This is a genomic window from Brevundimonas sp. TWP1-3, assembly GCF_049896085.1.
In the GTDB taxonomy this organism is placed as follows: Bacteria; Pseudomonadota; Alphaproteobacteria; order Caulobacterales; family Caulobacteraceae; genus Brevundimonas.
On sequence record NZ_JAFCTP010000001.1, the window covers coordinates 1,328,490 to 1,345,254 of the forward strand.

At 65.7% G+C, this 16,765-nt stretch carries 16 protein-coding genes; 8 read left to right on the forward strand and 8 right to left on the reverse strand.

Annotation, left to right across the window (positions count from 1 at the left end; translation table 11 throughout):
* Window positions 1-100 precede the first annotated feature (100 nt).
* The 3 genes from ACP693_RS06705 to ACP693_RS06715 are packed head-to-tail and all read left to right on the forward strand — an operon-like array spanning window position 101 to window position 3,077.
* Window positions 101-1,273, forward strand: coding sequence for an ABC transporter permease (locus ACP693_RS06705; protein ID WP_135193423.1), 1,173 nt, complete (start codon window positions 101-103; stop codon window positions 1,271-1,273).
* 5 nt (window positions 1,274-1,278) lie between these two features.
* Entirely contained in the window at window positions 1,279-2,037 is a 759-nt protein-coding gene (locus tag ACP693_RS06710) for an ABC transporter ATP-binding protein (RefSeq protein WP_426017983.1), read from the forward strand.
* Between the two features lie 35 nt (window positions 2,038-2,072).
* Window positions 2,073-3,077, forward strand: a complete 1,005-nt coding sequence (locus tag ACP693_RS06715) for an HlyD family secretion protein (protein ID WP_135193421.1) — start codon at window positions 2,073-2,075, stop codon at window positions 3,075-3,077.
* Window positions 3,078-3,089: 12 nt separating this feature from the next.
* On the opposite strand, the gene ACP693_RS06720 is transcribed toward ACP693_RS06715, so the two are convergent.
* Complete coding sequence (locus ACP693_RS06720) at window positions 3,090-3,887, reverse strand: crotonase/enoyl-CoA hydratase family protein (protein WP_426017982.1); 798 nt, start codon at window positions 3,885-3,887, stop codon at window positions 3,090-3,092.
* Window positions 3,888-4,003: 116 nt separating this feature from the next.
* On the reverse strand, window positions 4,004-4,156 hold the full coding sequence (locus ACP693_RS06725) for a hypothetical protein (RefSeq protein ID WP_167762455.1): 153 nt from the start codon (window positions 4,154-4,156) through the stop codon (window positions 4,004-4,006).
* 156 nt (window positions 4,157-4,312) lie between these two features.
* Here ACP693_RS06725 and ACP693_RS06730 point away from each other — a divergent pair, with 156 nt between their 5' ends.
* Both ACP693_RS06730 and ACP693_RS06735 read left to right on the forward strand, forming a co-directional pair.
* Window positions 4,313-4,534, forward strand: a complete 222-nt coding sequence (locus ACP693_RS06730) for a DUF1289 domain-containing protein (protein WP_426017981.1) — start codon at window positions 4,313-4,315, stop codon at window positions 4,532-4,534.
* A 75-nt stretch (window positions 4,535-4,609) separates the two neighbouring features.
* On the forward strand, window positions 4,610-5,128 hold the full coding sequence (locus ACP693_RS06735; protein WP_426017980.1) for a retropepsin-like aspartic protease family protein: 519 nt from the start codon (window positions 4,610-4,612) through the stop codon (window positions 5,126-5,128).
* On the opposite strand, the gene pgsA is transcribed toward ACP693_RS06735, so the two are convergent.
* Together pgsA and ACP693_RS06745 are read right to left on the reverse strand one after the other, a co-directional pair.
* Window positions 5,125-5,769, reverse strand: coding sequence for a CDP-diacylglycerol--glycerol-3-phosphate 3-phosphatidyltransferase (gene pgsA, locus ACP693_RS06740; protein WP_426017978.1), 645 nt, complete (start codon window positions 5,767-5,769; stop codon window positions 5,125-5,127). The genes ACP693_RS06735 and pgsA overlap by 4 nt on opposite strands.
* Before the next feature lie 43 nt (window positions 5,770-5,812).
* The gene (locus tag ACP693_RS06745) at window positions 5,813-6,436 is read right to left on the reverse strand and encodes a carbonic anhydrase (RefSeq protein ID WP_426017976.1); all 624 of its coding nucleotides are present in this window, start codon (window positions 6,434-6,436) and stop codon (window positions 5,813-5,815) included.
* Between the two features lie 153 nt (window positions 6,437-6,589).
* On the opposite strand from ACP693_RS06745, the gene ACP693_RS06750 reads away from it, so the two are divergent.
* Complete coding sequence (locus ACP693_RS06750) at window positions 6,590-8,929, forward strand: hypothetical protein (RefSeq protein ID WP_426017974.1); 2,340 nt, start codon at window positions 6,590-6,592, stop codon at window positions 8,927-8,929.
* A 3-nt stretch (window positions 8,930-8,932) separates the two neighbouring features.
* Here ACP693_RS06750 and uvrC read toward each other — a convergent pair whose 3' ends face one another.
* From uvrC to ACP693_RS06770, 4 genes are read right to left on the reverse strand one after another with little or no spacing between them, the layout of a single operon-like run.
* Entirely contained in the window at window positions 8,933-10,798 is a 1,866-nt protein-coding gene (gene uvrC / locus ACP693_RS06755) for an excinuclease ABC subunit UvrC (RefSeq protein WP_426017973.1), read from the reverse strand.
* A 16-nt stretch (window positions 10,799-10,814) separates the two neighbouring features.
* Window positions 10,815-11,261 carry a DMT family transporter gene (locus tag ACP693_RS06760; protein WP_135193410.1) on the reverse strand — a complete coding sequence of 149 codons (447 nt, stop codon included), beginning with the start codon at window positions 11,259-11,261 and terminating at the stop codon, window positions 10,815-10,817.
* Window positions 11,258-11,866 (reverse strand): hypothetical protein, encoded by a 609-nt coding sequence (locus tag ACP693_RS06765; protein WP_426017971.1) that lies wholly within the window; start codon window positions 11,864-11,866, stop codon window positions 11,258-11,260. The genes ACP693_RS06760 and ACP693_RS06765 overlap by 4 nt, the downstream gene beginning before the upstream one ends.
* Window positions 11,867-11,908: 42 nt before the next feature.
* Window positions 11,909-12,379, reverse strand: a complete 471-nt coding sequence (locus ACP693_RS06770) for an NUDIX domain-containing protein (protein WP_426019612.1) — start codon at window positions 12,377-12,379, stop codon at window positions 11,909-11,911.
* A 251-nt stretch (window positions 12,380-12,630) separates the two neighbouring features.
* On the opposite strand from ACP693_RS06770, the gene ACP693_RS06775 reads away from it, so the two are divergent.
* Window positions 12,631-15,711, forward strand: a complete 3,081-nt coding sequence (locus tag ACP693_RS06775; RefSeq protein WP_426017970.1) for a TonB-dependent receptor — start codon at window positions 12,631-12,633, stop codon at window positions 15,709-15,711.
* Window positions 15,712-15,992: 281 nt separating this feature from the next.
* On the forward strand, window positions 15,993-16,763 hold the full coding sequence (locus tag ACP693_RS06780; protein ID WP_426017968.1) for an SDR family oxidoreductase: 771 nt from the start codon (window positions 15,993-15,995) through the stop codon (window positions 16,761-16,763).
* Window positions 16,764-16,765 lie beyond the last annotated feature (2 nt).

Below are 16,765 nucleotides of genomic sequence, written 5' to 3' on the forward strand. Positions count from 1 at the left end.
CCCGCAATGTCTGCAAGACGGAACCCTTACCCCGATTTAACTTGGCGGTGAGGCGGCTCACGCTCAGATAGGCGGACGTACCGGGGGTTTATCGACGACCATGTCGCTTGCGCTATCTACGCTGCTGTTCGAGTGGCGCCGCTATATGGCGGCGGTCATGGCCCTGGCCCTGTCTGGCCTGCTGGTCCTGGCGATGACTGGTGTCTTCATCGGCATCGGCAAGGGGTTCACCGCTACCATCGAACGGTCGAACGCCGACGTCTTCATCATGCAACCCGGCGCCAAGAGCCTGATCGGCGGACCGTCGGGCGTGCCGCGTCGTTTCATCCCGCTGGCCTACAACCACCCCGAGGTGGTCGAGGTCATGCCGCTGGACGGCGCGGGCGGCACCTTCCAGAATATCAAGAGCGTCGATCCGACCAAGAGCCAGGCCGACAACGCCAACCAGGGCGCGCCGCGTCAGAAGTTCGTCCAGGCCAGCATCATCGACACCCGCCCCGGCTCGGTGACCATCCCGACCGACTATTCCCAGGAACTGGTCGATGCCCTGCGTCAGCCCTACACCGTCGCGGTGGACGAGACGGCCCTGACGACCTTGGGCGTCAAGCTGGGCGACAAGGCTCTGTATAATGGCCAGACCGTCACCGTCGTCGGCGTGACGCGCGGCTATCCCAACATGATGCAGCCGGGCGTGGTTATGTCGCGTGACACCCTGCGGATGCTGGGCCAAGCCGATACCGGCGCGCGGGTCGGGCCGTTGATGGTCAAGCTGCGCGATCCGGCACGTGCGCCGGTCGTGGTGGCTCAGCTGAACGCCATGGGCAACGGTCAGTGGAAGGCCTGGACCAAGCAGCAACTGGCCGACGCCAACGCCGGCGCCATGTTCGAGGAAGGCATCCTGGTCATCATCATCGGCGGCTGCGTCGTGCTGGGCATCATCATCGGGGTGGCCATCACCTGGCAGACCCTGCGCGGGGCCATTATGGCCAATATCAAGGAGTTCGCCTCGTTGCGGGCCCTGGGCGTCAGCATGGGATCCCTGCGCCGGATCGTGGTCGAACTCAGCTTCTGGGTCGGCGTCGTGGGCGTGATCGCGGCCATCGTCCTGACGTGGCTGGTGTCGTTGCTGGCGATGATGGGGGCGGTGATCATCGCCCTGCCGCTGTCGCTGCTGATCGTCGTGGGGATCGGCCTGATCGCCATCGCCATGGTGTCCGGCCTGCTGTCCCTGGGCATCCTCAAGAACAGCCAACCGGCGGACCTGCTGCGATGACCGACATGAGTTCTGGGCATACAAAGGTTCACGGCAAGCACGGCGACTTCGCCATCGAGGCCAAGAGCCTGGTCAAGCGGTTCAAATCCGGCAAAGCCTGGGTCGAGGTGTTGAAGGGCGTCGATTTCGACGCCAGACACGGCGACCTGACCATGGTCATGGGGCCGTCCGGCTCGGGCAAGTCCACCCTGATCGCGGCCCTGTCCGGCCTGCTGAAACCCGAAGAGGGTCGAGTGGACGTGCTGGACGTGGACGACCTGTGGAAACTGTCCTCGGGCCGGATCGACAAGTTCCGGCTGGATAACTGCGGCTTCATCTTCCAGGGCTTCAACCTGTTCCCCGCCCTGACGGCGCTGCAACAGGTCGAGACCGTGCTGAAGTTCCAGGGGTTGACCTCCGGCCAGGCCAGGAAACGCGCCACGACCGCGCTGGAAGAAGTCGGCTTGGGCCATCGCCTGCACCAGCGACCGGCGGCCCTGTCCGGCGGCGAGAAGCAGCGCGTCGCCATCGCCCGCGCCCTGGCCAAGGATCCCAAGATCCTGTTCGCCGACGAACCGACCTCGGCCCTGGACGGCGAGAACGGCCAGGTGGTGATCAAGCTGCTGCGTCGCGCCGCCACCGAACACGGCGCCGCCGTGATCTGCGTGACCCACGACCCGCGCCTGGAGGCCTGGGCTGACCGGGTCATCCATATCGAGGACGGCAAGATCCTGGACGACCAGCGCCGCATTCCCGATCCGAACGCCATCCTGGCGTCCCACTAACCGACACGACGATTTCCTCTTAGGACGACACGCCAATGCCCGGCTTTCTGAAGAAAAAACGCACCTGGATCGGCCTGCTGCTGGTGATCGTGCTGGTGGTCGGCTTCATGCTGTTCCAGTCCGCCGCTAAGACCAAGAAGGTTGAGCAGGAGAAGGCGGCGGCGACAAAGGTCGAAAGCCCCTATGCGGCCATCGCCAACGGCAAGGTCGATGTCGAGGGCGGCATCATCCAGATCGCGGCCCGTCGCGGCGGCATCGTGCGCGACGTTCTGGTGCAGGAAGGCGACCGCGTCGTCGCCGGCCAGATACTGGCCCGTCAGGAGGACGACGAGGCCCGCCTCGCCGTCCAGAGCGCCCAGGCCGCCGTGTCCCAGGCCGAAAGCCAGCTGGCCCAGATCCGCGTCGATATCCGCACGGCCCAGCGCGAACGCGATCGTCTGCAACGGCTGGTCGCCACCAACTTCGTCGCCGCCCAGCGGATGGACCAGGCCGAAGACCAGATCGCCACCGCCCAGGCGCGCCTGGGCTCCCAGACCGCCGCCGTCCAGACCGCCCGCGCCCAGTTGAACCAGGCGCGTTATGATCAGGAACTGACGATCATCCGCGCGCCCAGCGACGGCCGGATCGTGCGGCGTTACGCCAACCCCGGCGCCGGCGCCTCGACCCTGAATGTCTCGAACATGTTCGACCTGGAGCCCGACGCCCCGCGCATCGTCCGCGCCGAGGTGGTCGAGAGCGACCTGCCCAACCTGACCGACGGCCAGGCTGTCGAGATCAGCCCCGAGGGCGACGCCACCAAGGTCTATATCGGCGCGGTGATGCGTCGCGCGGCGGTGTTCGGGGCCCGCAAGCTGGCCTCCGACGATCCCTCGCAACGCACCGACGAGCGGGTGGTGGAGGTGGTCGCCTCGGCCGGCGACGCGCCCCTGCTGATCGGCCAGCGGGTGCTGGTCAAGTTCATGAAGCCCGGCGAGACCGCCGGCGCCAAGCGCGTCGCCACGACCGGCGTCGGTCCCAACCAGGCGATGCGCGCGCAGTAGAACGCGAGTGGATCAGCGGCCGGTGAAGACGCCCGGCCGCTTTTCCAGCACGGCGGCGACGCCTTCCTGATGATCCTCGGTCAGGTGGGCCAGGGCCTGCATGGCCGCCGACATCTCCAGCATCTGGTCGAAGGTCGTGTCGCGCCCCTGGCGCAACAGGGTCTTGGCCATGCGAAGCGCCTGGGGCGGCTGGGCCGCGACCTGAGCGGCGGTGGTCAGGGCCTCGTCCATCAGACTGTCATGGGCGACCACCCGATTGACCAGCCCCCATTCTGCGGCCGTCGCGGCGTCGATCGAGCGGGCGGTGAACAGCATCTCGGCAGCGCGGGCGTATCCGATATTGCGCGGCAGCAGCCAGGACCCGCCGTCGCCGGGGATGATGCCCAGCTTCAGGAACGGCACGCCGAAGCTGGCGCGATCCGAGGCGATGCGGATATCCGCCAGGCCGGCGATGTCGCAGCCCAGCCCCATGGCCGGCCCGTTGACGGCGGCGATCAGCGGAGCCTCCAGCCCGTACAGCGACCGGACGATCCGGTGCACGACCCGACGATAGCGTTCGCGGATGGCGGCGCCTGACCCTTCGAACAGGTCGCGACGGTCCCGCATGGCGGTCAGGTCGCCGCCGGCCGAGAAGGCCCGCCCTGCGCCGGTCAGGACCACGCAGCGGATCGACGGTTCGGCATTGACCCGCTCGCACGCCGCCGCAACCTCGTCCCCGTCGGTCAGGTCGGGCAGGGCGTTCAGACGCGCCTCGCGGTCCAGCGTCCAGATCAGGATAGAACCTTGGCGGTCTTCGGCGATCAGGCCCATGTGTCGTCTCCCTGTTTGCGCCCGTCATCGGCTGCGAACGCCGCGTCAGCAAGTCCGCAATTGCAAAAGCCCCGGTCGAGACCGGGGCTTTTTCAGGCTTGGGCCGAAAAGGGCCGTCAGCGTTTCTTGATCGTATAGGGTACGAAGTTCGACGGATGGCTGACCACCCGGCTCGAATTCGACGGCATATGCCGACTGTTGACCAGCATCCCGCCCCAAAGGGCGAAGGACATCATGGCGTGTTGGAGGTTACGCTCCTTATCGTTCATCTTGGCGTCTCCTTTCGCAGAACGATGAAAAGAGACGCGTCGTACCAATGGGATTCCACCGTCAGTCGTTTCGCGTCATTGGGCAATATAAGACAGTTTGGTGAATTTGCAAATTTATTCGTCAGGAGTCGGAGTGTATTTCGCTTCGGTGTCACAATGAGCATCCCCATCCCGAGCAGGCCGGAACCGCCCAAGGCGATCGCCACGCCTTGCGTCATGGTCTGCGCCGTCGATGGCGAGAGCGGCCTGTGCCTGGGCTGTTTTCGAACCCTGAAGGAGATCGCCGGCTGGCGCGCGCTCAGCGACGCCGAACGCGAGGCGGTCATGGCCGACCTGCCGACGCGGCGGTCGCAGGTCGATCCGGCCAAGCTGGGCTAGCGGGGTTCGGGGTTTAAGCTTTCGTCAGCCACGTCGTTTCACGGCATCCAAACGCTGGCGCCTTAGACCGACGACATGGCTCGTATCGATTTCCAGTCCGTCATCGTGCTCGGCGTCGCCCTCATGGCCTCGTTCGGAACGGCGCTGACGATCCGACATCTGGACGGCGACGGCGCCGCCCAGGCGGCGACGCCCGTGGTCGCGGCTTCGACCGCCCCCGCGTCGGGCACGGACGCCCAGGTGGTCAAGGGCGCGGACGGTCACTATTGGGCCCAGGCCAGGATCGAAGGGCGGGCGGTGCGGGTGCTGGTGGACACCGGCGCCAGCGTCGTTGCCCTGACGCGGGCGGACGCCCTGCGGCTGGGCGTCGATCCCGAACCGGCGGATTTCACCGGCCGCGTCCAGACCGCCTCGGGCGTCGTGAGCGCCGCCCCGGTTCAGCTGAAATCAGTCTCGGTCGCCGGGGCGCGCGTGGACGAGGTCGAGGCGCTGGTCGTCGAACAGGGCCTCGAATATTCCCTGCTGGGCATGAGCTATCTGGGCCGGCTTTCGGCCTTCGAGGCCACGCCGGTCGGGCTGACGCTGCGGCCCTAGAGGTCCTTCATCTGGCGACGGGCTTCGCTGAAATACTGCCAGCCCGTCCACAGGGTGATGATGGCGGCGAACCAGATCAGGAAGATGGCGAAGGATTCGAACGCCGGCTGCCAGGCCAACGGCGAGCCGTCAGGATTCTGCAGGCCCAGGGCGCTCCACAGCAGGGTCAGCTGAAGGGCGGCCAGAGCGACCATCTGCACTGTGGTCTTCCATTTTGCGGCTAAGGTGACCGGCAGTTCGATCCGCCCGGCCATGGTCTCGCGCAGGGCGGAAACCGCGAACTCACGGAACAGGATCAGGCCGCAGGGCAGGGCGATGCCCGGCAGCGAACCCGAGGCCAGAACGCCCAGGATGGCGCCTGTCACCAGAACCTTGTCGGCGATCGGGTCGAGGATGGCGCCCCAGCGCGTGGTGGAGTTCCAGCGTCTGGCCAGGAAGCCGTCGACCCAGTCGGTCGATGCGGCGATGACGAAGATCCAGAAGGCCCAGACGCTGAACCGACCTTGGGTTTCCGGCGAAAGCCAGGCCTCCAGCGCGCCCGGCGCCGCGCCGGCCATCATGGCGAACATCACCACCCCGGCCACAAGGCGCAGGCCGGTCAAGATGTTGGGGATGGGATTGGCGCGGTGGGCGGCTGTCATGGTCATATCCGTTCAACGCGCCGGGTGTGACACGGTTCGCAAGTCACGCCAACGGCTCGAACCGCGGCTTGTCGGTCATCACGGTCAGGGCGCCCTCGGAGATGCCGAAATGCAGGCCGCTGAGCTTCAGGTCGCCTCTGGCTTCGCGCTCGGCGATCCAGGGGAAGGTGCGCAGATTTCGGATCGACAGGCGAACGATGGCTTCCTCGGCCGCGCGTTCCAGCTGGTCATGGGCCACGGTCTCGGCGACGTGCTGGACCACGGGCGTGCCCTGGGCGATCCACGGGCCGACGAAGTCGGCGACGATGTCCGGCGCGCCGTTGATCATGGCGTTGACCCCGCCGCAATGGGCATGGCCCATAACGACGATGCGCTTGACGCCCAGCACCTTGACGCCGAACTCCAGCGCCGCCGAAACGCCGTGCAGCTTGCCGTCCGGTTCGTAGGGCGGAACAAGATTGGCGACGTTGCGCACGACGAACAGCTCGCCCGGCTTGGCGTCGAAGATCAGGGCCGGATCGGCGCGGCTGTCCGAGCAGGCCACGATCAGGGTGTGCGGCTTCTGGCCCTTCGTCGCCAGGGCCTCATATTCGGCATGGGCCGTCGGCCAATGCTCGGCCCGGAAGCGGCGGTAGCCGGCGGTCAGTTCGTCTTCGTGGCTGGTCATGGCGCTACCTCTAGCGGGCGTTGGAGAGGCAAGAAAGGTGCGATCATCACGGCTTTTGTGTCGTCCGTTTCGTCTATCGGCGCCACACAACTCTCGGCGGTCTGCATGCCACAGGCATGACCATGACTGATTGTCGGCAGAAGGGGGGATTTCATGCGGGGATTGATGCGGGTCTTGATCGGGACGGCTCTCGCGGCGGTCGCCGCCGCGAGCGAGGCGCAAGATTCGCCGCTTTCACGCCTGGGCGGCATGATCGTGATGCGGTGTGAGGCTGGCGACGCCTTATGCGCAGCGTTGGAGGAAAAGACGCGCAGACTGTCGCGCCGCGACCCGGCGGATGAAGCACGAGCGGCGGTTGCGGCCGGAGACTTTCGACCGGCGGCGGTGCAAGCTTTCGGTCCTGGTGGCGGGTCCTGGGATCTGCCGGGCCTTGATTGCCGCAACGCTGTGGGGCGGGAGCAGGTGGGCAAGTGGCTGGCCTACGACGACTACATGACCGAGGCGGAGCTGCGACATACGGAAGCCGCCACGCGCTTCATCGAAGGCTACAACCGCGCCCTGGTCGAATCGCCGGCTTATGCGGACAAGGACATTTGCGCGGTGAAGGGGCGCCGCCGCGCCGAAGCCTATAGCGGACAGATCGTCGACTATGCAGCGGCAGCGCGCAGCCGGCGACTGGAGACGCTGGAAGCTCTGGAAGCGGCGGGGCGCACAGACTACGCCGTGCGGGACCGATTCGAACGCAGCCCGCTGGCGTGGGCGGTCTACAACGGCGACGAAGCCATCGCCGACTGGCTGCTGGCTCGAACCCAAGACGTGACGGTACGTGAGTATGAGACGCCGCTGGCCGCGCACGCCATGGCGAACGGGCGGCAGGCGCTGGCGGCGCGGATCGTCGCGGCGGCCGGCCATCCGACGTCGGACACCCATAGTTGCAAGTTCGAGCTGTGGGGACCGCCGCCGGAGGAAAATCGCGGCTGCACCTGGCAAGGTCTGCTGATCCTCAACCGACAGTGGAGCCTGCTGGAGGACTTTCGAAAACGTGGAGGCGACCTCGGCTACGAAGGCGCTATGGTTCTGCGCGAGGCGCTGGCGGCTGGCGATCTGGAAACGGTCGAGCGCATCGGCGTTCTGCCGGTTCAAGGGCGAGAGCCTCATCTGATGCCGGACCAAATGATCGCCGGTTATGTGAAGGTCGGCGCTTGGACATTACTTGCCCAGGCGCAGCCGGATAGTTTCCGGACATCGGCTCGAACCCTGGCTGAGGCGGAACTATGGGCCACGGCGGCGCAGGCCCGCAAGTGGGACGCCCTGACCTTCCTGATGGATCGCGGTGCGGACCTGAACCTGCTGTCGTCCGACCGTCTGACGACATGTCGTGTGATGGCCGGTGCGGGAGACGTGGCTGGTCTGTTCGCCTGTGTGCGGGACGCCCAGGCTGTGCGGGAGCGGTTCGTCGCCGCTGCCCAAGCCCGTGACGTAGAAGCGGCTGTCGAGATCATGCGCGCCGCCGATCTGGAGGAGCGTCAGAAGGGGGGACTGGCGGCCGTCGCCTTCGCGACCGGGGATTCCGCCTTCGTCGGCGCCCTGGTCGAGGCCGGGCTGCCCATACTGATGGACGCCAACCCCAACACCGGCCCGATGGAGCCGCGCAGCAGCGTGCGGGCGGGCGGCTTCTATAGCGGACCGTTGAAAGACGAGGTGGAACGCTGGGCGGCTGAACCGGGGCATGACGAGGCGCTGCGGGGCGTGAGTTGGGCCGCGCCGATCTCGACCGCCATTGACCGTCAGGAGGCCGTCATGCTGGCGGCGCTGACCCGTCGGCCGGTGAAGCATCTCGGCAAGCTGATCGTCTTTCCGATGGAACGGGCGGATACGGCGGACATGAGCTACTACCCGGGCGAGGTGGACACGGGGGCCCTGCCGACCCGACCCACGGAACGGTTGGACGCTCTGCTTAAGGTCGCGGCCCCTGCGATCCTGGCGGCGGATGGGCCGCGGGGTCTGGACGCGCCGATGCGTCACGCCGTCTCCGCCGGTTGGGACGATGTGATCGCGGACTGGGTGGCTCTGGGTTACCGTTTCTCGGAGGCGGAGCGACCGGGAAGCGTGGTGATGGCCTGGTCGGGCTTCAACGGCCAGTGCCGTCCGACTACGGCGCGTTTCCTGGCCGAGGGCGGGTTGGACTGGAATGGCGTCGATGCGTTTGACGACGCGCCTGCACCCGTCTTCTGGAGTATCGCCGCGACCTGTAGGGACCCACGCACGGTGGCCGCCCTGATCGCCTTGGGCGTAGGCGACATCAATGCGATTTACGTGAACGGCGCATCGCCGCTGGACGAGGCCGAGCAGCGCAATCGCCACGCCATGGCCGCCGCCATCCGTGCGGCCGGGGGGCGAAAGGCCGCGGAGATCGATCCCGGCCGGGTCGCTAGGCTGAAGGCCGAAAACGGTCTGCGCGACGATCCGGACTTGCGTCAGACGATCGACTGAGGGTCAGCTCTTCCTGAAGAAGGCGTGGATGCGTTCGGCCAGGGGCTGGTTGATGCCGTCCACCTTGACCAGGTCGCTGACCGACGCCCGACCGACGCCCTTGGCGGAGCCGAAGGCGTGGAGCAGGGCCTTCTTTCGGCCGGGGCCGACGCCTTCGATCTCGTCGAGGGGATTCTTCTTGATGTCCATCGAGCGGCGCTTGGCGTGGGCGCCGTTGGCGAAACGGTGGGCCTCGTCGCGCAGACGTTGCAGGTAGTAGAGGGCCGGCGACTTCAGCGGCAGCATGAAGGGCGGTTTGCCAGGCATGAAGAACTTTTCCATGCCCGCATCGCGGTCCGGCCCCTTGGCGACCCCGACCACGGCGATGTCGTCCAGGCCCAGATCGGCCAGGACCGCCAGCACTTCGGCCAACTGGCCCGCGCCGCCGTCGATCAGCAGCAGGTCGGGGCGGACGGCGTCCTCGCCCTCTTCCTCGTCCTTGACCAGACGGGCGAAGCGGCGGCGCATCACCTCGCGCATCATGCCGTAGTCGTCGCCGGGCGTCAGGTCCTCGCCCCGGATGTTGAACTTGCGATACTGGGACTTCTGGAAGCCGTCGGGGCCGGCCACGACCATGCCGCCGACTGCATTGGTGCCCTGGATATGAGCATTGTCGTAGATCTCGATCCGTTCGGGCCGGGTCTCCAGGCCGAAGGCCTCGCAGACCTCGTCCAGGATTTTCCCTTGGGCCGAGCTTTCGGCCAGGCGGCGGCCCAGGGCCTCGCGGGCGTTGGTCAGGGCGTGGTCGACCAGGGCCAGCTTCTCGCCGCGCTGGGGGCGGACGATCTCGATCTTGCGGTCCGCCTTCATCGAGAAGGCCTCTTCCAGCAGCTCCAGCTCGTGCGGGCGGACGTTGGACAGGATCAGGCGAGGGATCGGCTTGTCCTCGTAGAACTGACCCAGGAAGGCGGCCAGGATCTCCGGGTCCGTGTCGGTCTTGTCCACGCGGGGGAAGTAGGCGCGGCCGCCCCAGTTCTGGCCGGCGCGATAGAAGAAGACCTGGACGCAGGCCTGGCCGCCGTCGGAATGTAGGGCGAAGACGTCGCCCTCGGCCACGCTGTCGGCGCTGACGGAGTTTTCCATCGAGATGGCCGAAAGGGCGCGAATGCGGTCGCGGACGCGGGCGGCCTGTTCGAAGTCCATCTCGTCCGACGCCGCCTGCATCTCCTGCGACAGGCGGCCGATGACGGCGCGCGACTTGCCGCGCAGGAACTGTTCGGCCTCGGTGACCAGTTCGCCGTAGTCCTCAAGCGAGATCAGGCCGGTGCAGGGGGCCGAGCAGCGCTTGATCTGGTGCAGCATGCAGGGACGGGTGCGGGTCTCGTAGACGCTGTCGGAACAGGAGCGCAGCAGGAAGGCCTTCTGCAGCGTGTTCAGCGTGCGGTTGACCGCCCAGGTCGAGGCGAAGGGGCCGAAATAGTGGCCGGGGGTGACATGGGCGCCGCGATGTTTCCTGACCTGGGGGGCGCGGTGGTCGCTGCGGATCATCAGCTCGGCGAAGGACTTGTCGTCACGCAGCAGGACGTTGAAGCGCGGCTTCAGCTTCTTGATGAAGTTGGATTCCAGCAGCAGGGCCTCGGTCTCGGAGGCGGTGACGACCAGTTCCATCGACCGGGTCTGGGCCACCATCAGGCCGATGCGCTGGGTGTGGAAGCGGCCCTGGGCGTACTGGACAATGCGCTTCTTCAGCGACTTGGCCTTGCCGACGTACAGGCAGGACCCGTCCTCGCCATACATGCGGTAGACGCCCGGCTTGTCGGGCGCCCGACGCGCCTCGTCGGCGATCAGGGCGGCGGCCGTCAGGTTCGAATCGAGCGTCTCCTCGGTCATCCGGGGGGATATAGGCTCACGACCGCCGAACCAGAAGGACGCCCGCCAGAACCAGGCCCACGCCGGCGATGCGGCCGATGTTCAGCGGCTGGCGCGGCACGCCCAGGGCGCCGAAATGGTCGAGGATCAGGCTGAGCAGCAGCTGGCCGCCGACCATCAGGGTGATGGTCATGGCCACGCCCAGGCGCGGCACGCCCCAGGCGGCGGCGACCACGAAACAGGCGCCGTAGACCCCGCCCAGCCAGGCATACCAGGGCAGGGCGCGCGTGGCGGCGAAGTCCGGCCGCGTGTGCATCAGGGCCGCCACGATCCCCAGCACCGTCGTGCCGACGGCGAAGGAGATGAAGGCGGCGTTGACCGGCGAGGCGACGGCCGTGGCCAGCTTGGCGTTGGTCGGCGCCTGGAGGGCGGTGGCGCCGCCGGCCAGGATGACGACGAGGATGGCGAGCAGGGACGGGTTCATGGCCCCTGGCTAGCACGGCTTTCGCCGGATGCGGAGGGCGGCTTGAGGCGGCCGGCGCGACGCAGGCGACGGCGCTCGGCGCGGTTCAGGGGTTGAGGGGCGGGCGGCGTCAAAACAGGGTGCAATCTGTGCACTTCGTCCAGATCGGATCCGGCGTCGTTGAAAACGGGGTGCAAAGTGTGCACTTCGTCCAGATCGGACGCGGGGCGCGAAAAATCAGGGTGCAATCTGTGCACATTCTGGGTTTCGTCGGGCGTTTCAGCCGCCAGGGACGACAAGGTCTCGAAGATCTTGAGCCAGCGCAGGGCCTCGGTCGCCTCGCCGTCCATCAGCGACAGTTGCAGGCGACGCCGCGCCGACAGGGCCATGGCCGACAGGTCGATGTCCTCGATGTCCTCAAGCTCGACGGCGGGATCATGCATATTGGGGTCGTCCTGATCCTGTAGCCGCCAGCCCGCCTTGCGGGCGCGAACGCGAAAGGCCGAGATGCCCAGGTCGTAGCGGCGGCAGACGACGCGCGCCGGCTCGCCCGCCAGATAGTCGTCGCGGGCCAGGTCCCAGACCTGCTGCGAACGGACGCGATAGACGGGGGCGGCTTGGGTCATGGGCGGACGCTGGCACGCGCCTGCGTCAGATGCGGACGTCTCTCACCAGTTCGGATCGACCGGGGCGCCGTCGAAGATCTCGGCCAGACGCGCGAGGCACCCCCGGTTGGTGTCGGCCGGCAGGTCGGAGGGAGAAAACCAGCCGACCTCGGCGATCTCGCCATGGCTGGTGCGCGCGCCCCGATCGAAGTCGTCCAGGCGGAAGACGACGACATGGTCGCCGGGAAAGAAGCGGTCGTTGGAATGGATCGAGACCAGGCGCGGCGCCGCCCGCGCGATCAGCCCGGCCTCTTCGTGCAGTTCGCGCACCACGGCGGAGTGGGTCGTCTCGCCCCGATCCACCCCGCCGCCCGGCAACCACCAGCCGGCCAGATAGGTGTGCCGGATCATCAGCACCCGCCCCTGCGCATCCACCGCCACCGCTCGCACGCCCAGCGTCTTGCCGCGCGTCAGGCGCGACCAGGCGAAGAAGAGGGGGCGGGTGAAGGGTTCGACGTGGATGCGCCAGGTCATGGAGAGCGTCTCGATCATCGAAAGCTAAATTCATTTGTCAGCGCAAAAAGTCTCATGGAGCAACTCTTCAGTCCCCGCAAACGCCGAATGCGTTATAACGTCGCAATGCGAAATAAGGCGCATACGTGGCATTATTGTTACGACATGACGTCGTTTTATGAAGCGGCTGTAATAATCGTGGCGCCCTACGCAAAGCCGCTTAGGCTCTTGTGAGCATTCCCACCTGGGGGTGCATCGGAGGGTCTGGCGACATGGGGATGTCGTTCGGCGATCCGGCTTTTTTCAAAGAGGGGTACGTTTTGAAAAATCGAAATATCCGTCAGCGGCTTTTGGCAAGCACCATCGTGGGCGGCGCCTTAATGACTGTCATGCCGATCATGGCGCTCGTGGCGGCGCCGACGCCAGCCCGCGCCCAATCACAAACAGGCGCGCTCCGAATTTCCGTGCAGACAGGCGGACAGCCGATTCCTGGCGCGACCGTGACGGTGAGTTCGCCCAACAGCCTGGTCAGCAGGAGCGGCGTGACCGACGCAGCCGGTTTCGTGCGCCTGGCTGGCCTGGACCCCGCAATCAACTATTCCGTTGTCGTTGTGGCGTCTGGCTACGACGCTTTCACCGCCAACAATGTCGCCGTAGTTAGCGGCCAGGAGCGGTCGATCGGCTATGCCCTGAGCGGAAGCAACGTTTCCACTCTGGGCGACATCGTGGTCACCGGCGCATCTTTGGCCTCCATCGACGTGACGTCCGCGACTGTTGGAACGACCTTGACCTTGGGCGTCGTGGAGTCGCTTCCGACAGGTCGCAGCTATCAAAGCTACCTTCAGCTCGTGCCGGGCGTTAAGCCGTCGAGCGGCGGAAACCCTTCTTCGCGATCCGGCATCAACTATTCCGATATCGGCGGCGCGACCGGCTCGTCCTCCGACAACGTCTATTATCTGGACGGCGTCGATGTCACCGATCCGTCCACGGGGACATTCGGCACGAACTTCAACTCCGAAATCATCCAAGAGCAGCAGGTTATCGTCAGCGGTGTTCCGGCCGAATATGCGGGTGGATCAGGCCTGATTTCGCGTGTCATCACCAAGTCGGGGGGTAATGAGTTCCACGGTTCGCTGAACTATTACTTCCAAAACGACGGTCTGGTGGCCAAGGATGAGCATACGACGTCTGGTGGCTTCTCGACCTACGATACCGCCGCGACCCTGGGCGGGCCGATCATCCGTGACCGTCTGTGGTTCTACGGATCGTACCAGAAGAAGCACCGTGAAGACGAGGTTCTGGACATCAACAGCGGCGATGTGCTGCGCACCGTCACCAACGATGCCGAATATACATTCGGCAAACTGACCTGGCAGATCACCGACGACGATCGTCTGACGGCAAGCTATTTCGAAGATCCCACCAGCATCAGTGGTTCGAACTCGTCTGGAACGCTAAACAATCGCGACAGAGCGCAGGAACAGGGCGGCAAGAATTATAAGGTCGAGTACGGCCGCACGTGGGGCGACTTGCAGTTGGGCGCCTACTGGTTCCGCCACGAAGGCGAGGTCACGACGACTGCAGCGGATCAGTCTGTAGCCGATACGGTCACCTACCGGAACTCGGCGGGATCGACCTTGGCTCAACGTAGCCTGGGTGGTGTCGGTTCCAATCTCGAAACCCACCGCAATCGCGACGAGTTCGGACTGAATTTCGAATACTATCTCGACACCGCGTTCGGCAGCCACACGTTCAAGGGCGGCTATATCAACACCGAAAACGTCTATGAGGAAAACGGAACTGTCCCAGGCGGCGTGACCTATCAGTCGCTGGCTCCAATCTATGCGGGCACGACTTACCTCGACTATACGACGTCCAGCGGCGCAACGAACGGCTGGACTGGTCGTGCGATCGTTCAGGCCGACAACGCGCGGATTCTGGCCGCCATCCAGGGCAACGTGATGGCGAAGGCGTTGATCGACAGAAGCCTAGACGGCATCGTGTCGCAGGCCGAGTTGAACGCCTATACTTTCACAGACACCAACGGCGCACCCTACGGCAACGTCAACGTCTATCGCGCCTTGCGAACCATCAGTGCGCCCTATGAGGTCAAGAGCGAAGGGCAGAGCCTGTATCTTCAGGATACCTGGACGCTGAACCAACTGACCATCAACGCCGGCGTCCGCGCCGAGAAGTGGGAGCATTTCGCTTCGGACGGATCGAAGACGGCGACGTTCGATTGGGAACTCGCTCCCCGTCTGAGCGCCGTCTATGACGTGCTCGGCGACGGACGCTCCAAGGTGTTCGGCTTCGCCGGTCGCTATTACGATCCTATCCGCAACAACATGTCCGACTTCGCGGGCGCACTGACCGGCCCCGTCGATGAGGAGCAGATCAACATCAACGGCACCTGGGTCACCTTCCGCACACGCGGCGGAGCCACGACGCCGGACGCCCTGTTTTCTCCGTCGACGGAGACACCCTACACTGACGAGTTCATGCTGGGCGCATCGACGACGATCGGATCCAGCATCGGCGTGACGGCGACCGTCACACGTCGGGAAACGCGCGATATCCTGGAAGACTTCGATCTGGGGTTGTATTCGGATCCGTCGTTGACGGCCGCGACGGCGCCGTTCGGCTATGCCTATCCCGGGTCGTCCTACTATCTGCCGTATTCGTACTTCGGCTATGCGTCCAAGCCGAATTCGAACTATGTTATCGGCACCTTGCCGGGCGGCGAGCGGAACTACACCGGCTTCGAAGTCACGGTCACCAAGTTCAAGACCGACAACTGGCAGGGTCAAGCCTCCTATACCTATAACAAGGCCGAGGGGAACTCGAACTCCGACTCCAACGCCGACTTCCAGGGTGACTGGATCGCCTTGGATCCGCGTGCGCCGAATATGTACGGGCCACAACCCGGCAATATCGAACATCAGTTCAAGGCCTATGCCTCGTATGACTTCGACTTTGGTCTTCAGGTTTCGGGTGTCTTCAACTGGAACAGCGGGGCGCTGTACACTCCAGCTCAGTTGATCAGCGGACGCTATCTGCCATTAATGGACGATGGCTCGACCTCGGGCGGCGTGCAGGACACCTTCGTGCTGCCGAACAATGTCGGGTCGGCGACCGGCCCGTCCTACTATACCTTCGACATGCGTTTCCGCTATCAGCGGCCGCTGCCGATCGGGAACGCCGAACTGTTTCTGGATATCTTCAACATCCTGGACAACCAGGCCGCCACCGCCGAGCAGAAGCTGGTCGCCGGCAGCGGTCAGTATCTCTTTGGCGAAGCGAATGCCTGGGTGGCGCCGCGTCGGGCCTATCTGGGTGTTCGCTACACCTTCTGACCTGGCGAATGGTCCGGGCGTCGGTCATTCTTTGGCTGACGCCCTTTCGCTCTGAAGTTTCGACTGCGGCGGCCGAGTTTGTCTCGGCCGCCGTTCTTTTTGCGATATCTGTCTTAGGATAGGCGTGGTGTCTGGACCGTTGAACACCGTCCCCGCTTGAACCCCGCCCCGGTCCGCTCTAATCGGGGACGGACAACAGGAGCATCCCATGCTGGCTCTCGGCATCATCTTCGGCTTCGTCGCCGTTCTGGCGGCTTTCAATGCGTTCGAGTTTGGTCGGGTTGACTGAGACGAGCACGCCTGCGTCCCATCCGGCGAGGGGCGTCGCCCTGGTCACGGGCGGGGCGCGGCGGATCGGGCGGGCCATCTGTCTGAGGCTGGCCCAGGCCGGGTTCGACGTGGCGATCCATCATCATGCGTCGGGCGAGGACGCCCGGACCCTGGCCGACGAGATTGCGGGCCTGGGCCGACGCGCGTGTCTGTTGCAGGCGGACCTGACGGACGAGGCCAAGGTGCGGGCGCTGGTTCCGGCGGCGGCGGAGGCGCTGGGGCCGGTCGGCGTGCTGGTCAACAACGCCTCGGTGTTCGAGGACGACCGGGTCGGCGGGCTGACGCGCGACAGCTGGGACCTGCATATCGAGACCAATCTGAGGGCGCCCATCGTGCTGGCCGAGGCGTTCGCCGCCCAGGCGGTCGAGGGGGCCATCGTCAACCTGCTGGACCAGAAGGTGCTGAAGCCGGATCCGCGCTTCTTCTCCTACAGCCTGTCGCGCAACGGCCTGTGGTGGGCGACGCAGACCCTGGCCCAGGCGCTGGCGCCGGGCATTCGGGTCAATGGGGTGGGGCCGGGGCCGACCCTGCCGTCCATCCACCAGACGCCGGAAGAGTTCGCCGCCGAGGCGCGCGCCACCCTGTTGCAGACGCCCGGCAGCCCTGAGGCGGTGGCGCAGGCCGTGCTGTGGCTGATTGACGCCCGCATGGTGACGGGCCAGATGATCGCCGTCGACGGGGGCCAGCATCTGGCCTGGCGCACCCCCGACATCCAGGAGTAGCG